Raw genomic sequence first — 6,394 nt, 5'->3', positions numbered from 1 at the left:
CGGGAAGAGCAGCTGCTGGCCCGCCAGGCGCTTGCGGACCTGCTGGTGCGCTCGGAAGCCGCGGGGGACCTGCCGCTGATCCGCGATCTCCAGGCGCTCAGCCACCGCATGGGGGAGGGCGGCGCGGAAAGCTTCCTGATGTGCTGCGCGCGCGCTCCCGCCGCAATGGAGGCGCTCGGCACGCGCGAGAGCATCGAGGCCCGCCTCCGCCGCGCCTTCGGGATCCCGCTCGGTAACATTGACGAGGCGATCGCGGCCGAATGCTGCGACGATGTCTTCGACCTTGCCGGGCTTCGGCAGATCGGCCTCCTCAACGGCGGCTGGGGGACGAAGAGCGGGCTCGAGCGGGCGAGCCTTTGCGAACAATGGGCCGCGGCCTCGCCGCAGGAGCGGGCGGGCATGGTGGACCGGCTCCACCTCGTCTGGGCGAAGGCGGACGGGGAGATCAGAAGCTTCGGCAAGGGGCAGGCGCCGCAGGACGAGGATTATGTCCGCCTCGCCACCGCCGCCTTCGAATGCTGCGCCCGGCTCATCTCGATGCGGAAGGTCGCGCAGCTGGTCGGGCAGCTCTCGGCCGGCCTTCGCGCCGGCCAGGCGTTCGCCGCCGCTTATGCGGAAGCGAAGCGCGCGCAGGGGGCGGTGGATTTCAACGACCTGATCCGCTGGGCGGAGGAGCTGCTCCTGACGCCCAGAATGGGCGAATGGGTGCGCTACAAGCTTGACCAGTCCACGGACCATATCCTGGTCGACGAGGCGCAGGACACGAACGAGCGCCAGTGGAACATCGTCCGGGCGCTCGCCTCGGAATATTTCGCGGGCGAGGGCGCTTCGCAGCGGCACCGGACGATCTTCACCGTCGGCGATTACAAGCAGGCGATCTTCGGCTTCCAGGGAACGCAGCCGGGGAGCTTCGACGTCGCCCGCGCCTGGTTCGATCGCGAGGCGAGGAGCGTCGGTCAGGACTTCCTGGATCTGTCGATGGACCGGAGCTTCCGCTCGGCGCCCCCCGTCCTGCAATTGGTCGATCGGGTGATCGGCGATCTCGGCTTCGAGGCGCTCGGCCTGCCTCGCCGGCCCAACCCGCACGAAAGCCACCACTCAAGCCGCGCAGGCTCGGTCACCCTCTGGCAGCCTTATTCGGAGGAGCTGGCGCTCGCCGAGGACGAAGCCGGCGAGGAAGGCTGGGTCAGCGATGCGACCCGGCGCTACGCGGGCAAGCTCGCGCGTCAGATCCGGCTGTGGCTTGAACACCCGTTCCAGGTGGAGGGGAAGGGGAGGCCGCTCCGGCCCGAGGACATATTGATCCTCGTCCGCCGCCGCGGCGATCTCGCCTCGCTGCTGGTCGCCCGGCTCCACGCCGAGGGCGTGCCGGTGGCGGGTGTCGACCGGCTGCTCCTCTCCGCCCCCCTCGCGGTGCAGGACCTGCTTGCCGCCGCCCGGTTCGCGGTCCAGCCGCTCGACGACCTCAACCTTGCAAGCCTCCTCGTCTCGCCCCTCCTGGGCTGGTCGCAGGACGAACTCTATGCCGTCGCTCACAAGCGGGAGGGGGCGCTCTGGCCTCAGGTGCGGACCAGCGCCCAAAGGCCGGATAGCGTCGAACGGCTGCAGTCGATCCTCGCCATGGCCGATTACGCGACTCCGCATCAATTCTTCGAAGCTTTGCTCTCCGGTCCAATGGGCGGACGAGCCAGGCTGCTCCATCGGCTTGGGGCGGAAGCGCGCGATCCGATCGAGGAGCTGCTTGCAAGCGCGCTCGAATTCGAGACCACCACGGCGCCCTCGCTCCAGCGCTTCCTCGACTGGTTCGCACGCGGCGACGTCGAGATCGTCCGCGATCCGTCCGCGCCGCTCGATGCGGTGCGGGTGATGACCGTGCATGGCTCCAAGGGGCTGCAGTCGCCGGTGGTGATCCTCGCCGATGCCTGCGTGGACCCGAACCGCGCGCGCGGCTCCTCCGCCGATTTCGATCTGGGCGAAGGCGGGCCCGCAATCCCCGTCTTCCGGCCGCGGAAGGACGAGCTTGCCGAGCCGTTGAAGTCGCAGCTGGAGGCGCAGGACCGGCTGGACCGGGAGGAGCATTGGCGCCTCCTCTACGTCGCCATGACCCGCGCCGAGGAGCGGCTCTACGTGGGCGGCGCGCTGGGCCCTGCCGACAGGAAGGGGCCGGCGCAGGAGAGCTGGTACAGCGCCGTCGAGCGCTCCCTTTCCGGGCTCGGGCCCGAATGGGCGGATGACCCGCTCTGGGGCCGCGCCATGCGGCTGGGCGAGGCGGAAGTCGCGGTGCGCCCGCCGGCGCCCGCCGCGGCCTCCAGCCTCGCGCTTCCGGCATGGCTTCGGCAAATGGCGCCGGTCGAGTCCCGGCCGCCGCGGCCGCTTGCGCCCTCGTCGGTGGGCGAGGACGACGTTCCGAACCCGCCGCCGACGCCCGAGATGCGGCTTGCGGCCGAGCGTGGCAGGCTCCTCCACCAGCTGTTCGAGCGTCTCCCAGGCGTCGAAGCCGCCGAACGGGCGCGGCTCGCCGATCTCTGGCTGCAGCGCTCCGCTGGGGTCGAGGATGCCGACCTCCGCCGCTCGCTCATCGAGGACGCCTGCCGGATCATCTCCGATCCCGCTTATTCCGGCATCTTCAGCCCTGAAGCGCTCGCCGAAGCGCCGATCGCCGCCGTGACGCCGGACGGTTCGGTGATCACCGGAACCGTCGACCGGTTGCTCGTGGCGGACGATGCCGTTCGGCTGGTCGATTTCAAGACGGGACGTGCGGTTCCGAGGACGCCTTCGGAGATTCCTTCCGCCCACCTTCGCCAGATGGCCGCTTACGTGGCCGCGCTTGAGGTGATCTTCCCCGGCCGCGAAATCGAGGCGGCGCTTCTCTACACTTCCGGGCCCACCCTGCATCCGCTCCCGCGCGGGCTCCTCAGGCCCCACATGCCGGGCGCCGCCGCGCTGGCGGACGGTTGAGCCGGGCGTTTTCCCTCCCTACATGGTGTCGAAGAGATTCAGGAGATTCCAATGGCCACCAAGAACGTCACCGACGACACCTTCCAGCAGGACGTGATCAGCGCCGACAAGCCGGTGCTGGTCGATTTCTGGGCGGAATGGTGCGGGCCGTGCCGGATGATCGCTCCGGCGCTCGAGGAGATTTCGAACGAGCTGGGCGAGAAGGTGACCGTTGCCAAGCTCAACATCGACGACAATCCCGACGCTCCCGCCAAATACGGCGTGCGCGGCATTCCGACGATGATCCTGTTCAAGAACGGGCAGCCCGCCGCCACCAAGGTCGGCGCGGCCCCGAAGAGCGCGCTTCAGAGCTGGCTCGAGGGCCAGCTCTAAGAAGCGGATTTCATTCCGGCGGGTCTGTCCCTTCGAGGCCCCGCGTATCCGGCCTGACTTTGTCGTGCCGGGGAAGATCGTCTCCCGGCTCGAACCAGGCGATCTTGCTGCCGTAGAAGATGTGGAAGCCGGGCAGGACGGCGTCCGGATCGTCCAGGGTCGCCACGGTGAGGTCCACGGTCTCGGGCTGGTGGTAAACCTTCATCAGCAGCGGCGTTCCGCATTCGCCGCAGAAGACGCGGTGGCCGAAGCTGCTCGACTTGAATGTCCGGAGCTTGTCCTCGCCTCTCGCGAAGACGAGATCCGGCACGGGCACTGTTGCAAACACCATCGCTGGCGCGCCTGAGACCAGCTGGCAGGTCCGACAATGGCACCATCCTGCGTCCCAGGGCCGGCTCCCGAGTTCGTAGGCGACCGCGCCGCACGCGCAGCCTCCGGTGATCGGCTTGTCCATGAGCTGCCGCTACGCTCCTCGTGAGAGCGGCGTCAATCTCGCAACGCGCTTATGGACGGAAGCGGCGGCAGTCACTATGTGCTCTGAGGCGGCGCCCGGCGTGGGTGCCCGAGGGACTCATCCGCTTGGAACTGCTGCTCTTCCTTTCTGCGATGCTCGCTGGCCTTACCGGGCTGATCTCGGGTGACCGGGCGGTGGAGACGCGCGAGATCGGCAGGGCCTCGGTTGCTGCCGCCGCCGCCGTCGAGCTCACCGCAAGCGGCGTTGAAAAGGCGAGCGAAGCGAAGCTTCAGCTTGCACAGGCGCCGGCTTCGAGCCCGAGCGCTCCGGCTTTCCTGTCGTCGCTGACGATCATCGCCCCGCGCGACACCGCGCCGGTCGACGAGCGCCGCCTGATATAGCGGCAGCCCGCCGGCGGTTCCGGCCGCTTCCAATCGACATTCGAACAGGCGCGCCTCGCCGCGCGCCGCTTTACCATCTTATTACGGGATTCCTTTCATGATCGGCGGATTTGCCAAAGCTATTTTCGGGTCGGCGAACGATCGCTACGTCCGCTCGCTTCAGAAGATCGTCGACCGCATCAACGGCTTCGAGCACACCATTTCGGCGATGACCGACGACGAGCTGCGCGGCCAGACGCAGATCTTCCGGCAGCGGCTGTCCGCCGGCACAGGCCTGGACGAGATCCTGCCCGAGGCGTTCGCAACAGTCCGTGAGGCCGCAAAGCGAACGCTCGGCCAGCGCCATTACGACGTGCAGATGATCGGCGGCATCGTCCTCCATCGCGGCTCGATCGCCGAGATGCGGACCGGTGAGGGCAAGACCTTGGTCGCGACGCTCGCCACCTATCTGAACGCGCTCGAGGGGAAGGGCGTCCACGTCGTCACCGTGAACGACTATCTCGCCCGCCGCGACGCCGAGTGGATGGGCCAGATCTACCGCTTCCTCGGGCTCACCGTCGGCGTGATCGTGCCCAACCTCACCGATCACCAGCGCCGGATGGCCTATGCCTCCGACATCACCTACGGCACGAACAACGAGTTCGGCTTCGACTATCTTCGCGACAACATGAAGTACGACCGCGCGCAGATGACGCAGCGGCCGTTCAACTTCGCAATCGTCGACGAGGTGGATTCGATCCTGATCGACGAAGCCCGTACCCCGCTGATCATCTCAGGCCCCACTGACGACAAGTCCGAGCTCTACATGTCGGTCGATGCGATCGTCCGGCAGATCCCGGCCGAATATTATGAGGTCGACGAGAAGCAGAAGTCGGTCGTCCTCACCGAGGACGGGACCGAGCAGATGGAGCGGCTGCTGGAGCAGGCCGGCCTGCTGGTCGGCGGCAACCTCTATGACTTCGAGAACACGCAGGTGGTCCACCACCTCAATCAGGCGCTGCGCGCGAACGTGATCTTCAAGCGCGACATCGATTATATTGTGAAGGACGACAAGGTCGTCATCATCGACGAGTTCACCGGACGAATGATGGACGGCCGCCGCTGGTCGGACGGCCTTCACCAGGCGGTCGAGGCCAAGGAGGGCGTCAATATCGAGCCCGAGAACCAGACGCTCGCCTCGATCACCTTCCAGAATTATTTCCGCCTCTATCCGAAGCTCTCGGGCATGACCGGAACGGCCGCGACCGAAGCGCCGGAATTCTTCGACATCTACAAGATGAACGTCGTCACCATCCCGACCAACCTGCCAGTGCAGCGGGTCGACGAGGACGATCAGTTCTACAAGAACATCAACGACAAGTTCGCCGCCATCACCCAGGCGATCAAGGAGAAGCAGGCGCTCGGACAGCCGGTCCTGGTCGGCACCGTCTCGATCGAGAAGTCCGAGATGCTGTCCGACTATCTGAAGCAGGAGGGCGTCCGCCACGAGGTTCTGAACGCCCGCTATCACGAGCAGGAAGCGCATATCGTGGCTCAGGCGGGGCGGATCGGCGCCGTCACCATCGCCACCAACATGGCCGGCCGCGGCACCGACATCCAGCTCGGCGGCAATCTCGAATTCCGCATGCAGGACGAGCATCCCAATCTCGCCGAGGGGCCGGAGCGGGATGCCATCGAAGCGCGGATCAAGCAGGAGATCGAGGAGGAGCGCCAGCGCGTCCGCGAGGTCGGCGGGCTGTTCGTGCTCGGCACCGAGCGGCACGAGAGCCGGCGCATCGACAACCAGCTGCGCGGACGCTCGGGCCGCCAGGGCGATCCGGGTCTCAGCCGCTTCTATCTGTCGCTGGACGACGATCTGCTGCGCATCTTCGGCCCGCAGACCATGTTCGCGCGCCTCATGAACAAGAATCTGGAGGATGGCGAGGCGATCGTCAGCCCCTGGATCTCGAAGGCGATCGAGACCGCCCAGAAGAAGGTCGAGGCGCGCAACTACGATATCCGCAAGCAGGTCGTGGAATATGACGATGTGATGAACGACCAGCGCAAAGTCATCTACGAGCAGCGCGCCGACATCATGGACGCAGACACCGTCGGCGACGTCGTCGAAGACATGCGCGCCGAGACCGTCAACACCATCGTCGGCGAAGCCTGCCCCCCCAATTCCTACCCCGAGCAATGGGATATCCCGCTGCTGAAGGAGCGGGTGGAG

Annotated in this window: 5 protein-coding genes; 4 read left to right on the top strand and 1 reads right to left on the bottom strand. The window is 66.8% G+C overall.

What is annotated here, in order from left to right:
• Window positions 1-2,958 (top strand): UvrD-helicase domain-containing protein (locus VF662_RS04110; protein WP_464137982.1); only part of this gene is annotated, 2,958 nt, incomplete at its 5' end.
• Window positions 2,959-3,009: 51 nt separating this feature from the next.
• Entirely contained in the window at window positions 3,010-3,330 is a 321-nt protein-coding gene (trxA, locus tag VF662_RS04105) for a thioredoxin TrxA (RefSeq protein WP_464137980.1), read from the top strand.
• A gap of 10 nt (window positions 3,331-3,340) precedes the next feature.
• Here the strand turns inward: trxA and VF662_RS04100 are convergent, their stop codons facing one another.
• Entirely contained in the window at window positions 3,341-3,784 is a 444-nt protein-coding gene (locus VF662_RS04100; protein ID WP_464137978.1) for a GFA family protein, read from the bottom strand.
• Between the two features lie 104 nt (window positions 3,785-3,888).
• On the opposite strand from VF662_RS04100, the gene VF662_RS04095 reads away from it, so the two are divergent.
• Both VF662_RS04095 and secA read left to right on the top strand, forming a co-directional pair.
• Window positions 3,889-4,185: a hypothetical protein gene (locus VF662_RS04095; RefSeq protein ID WP_464137975.1), complete on the top strand. Its 297-nt coding sequence runs from the start codon at window positions 3,889-3,891 to the stop codon at window positions 4,183-4,185.
• A 97-nt stretch (window positions 4,186-4,282) separates the two neighbouring features.
• The coding region (gene secA, locus VF662_RS04090) for a preprotein translocase subunit SecA (RefSeq protein WP_464137973.1) at window positions 4,283-6,394 on the top strand (2,112 nt) is incomplete at its 3' end.

The sequence above is a fragment of the Allosphingosinicella sp. genome (assembly GCF_036387215.1).
Lineage (GTDB): Bacteria > Pseudomonadota > Alphaproteobacteria > Sphingomonadales > Sphingomonadaceae > Allosphingosinicella.
This window is presented reverse-complemented; position numbering and strand designations above follow the sequence as displayed.

Coding starts and splice junctions, on each gene's coding strand:
- trxA (WP_464137980.1), top strand. CDS start 3,010: ATGGCCACCAAGAACGTCACCGACGACACCTTCCAGCAGGACGTGATC.
- VF662_RS04100 (WP_464137978.1), bottom strand. CDS start 3,784: ATGGACAAGCCGATCACCGGAGGCTGCGCGTGCGGCGCGGTCGCCTAC.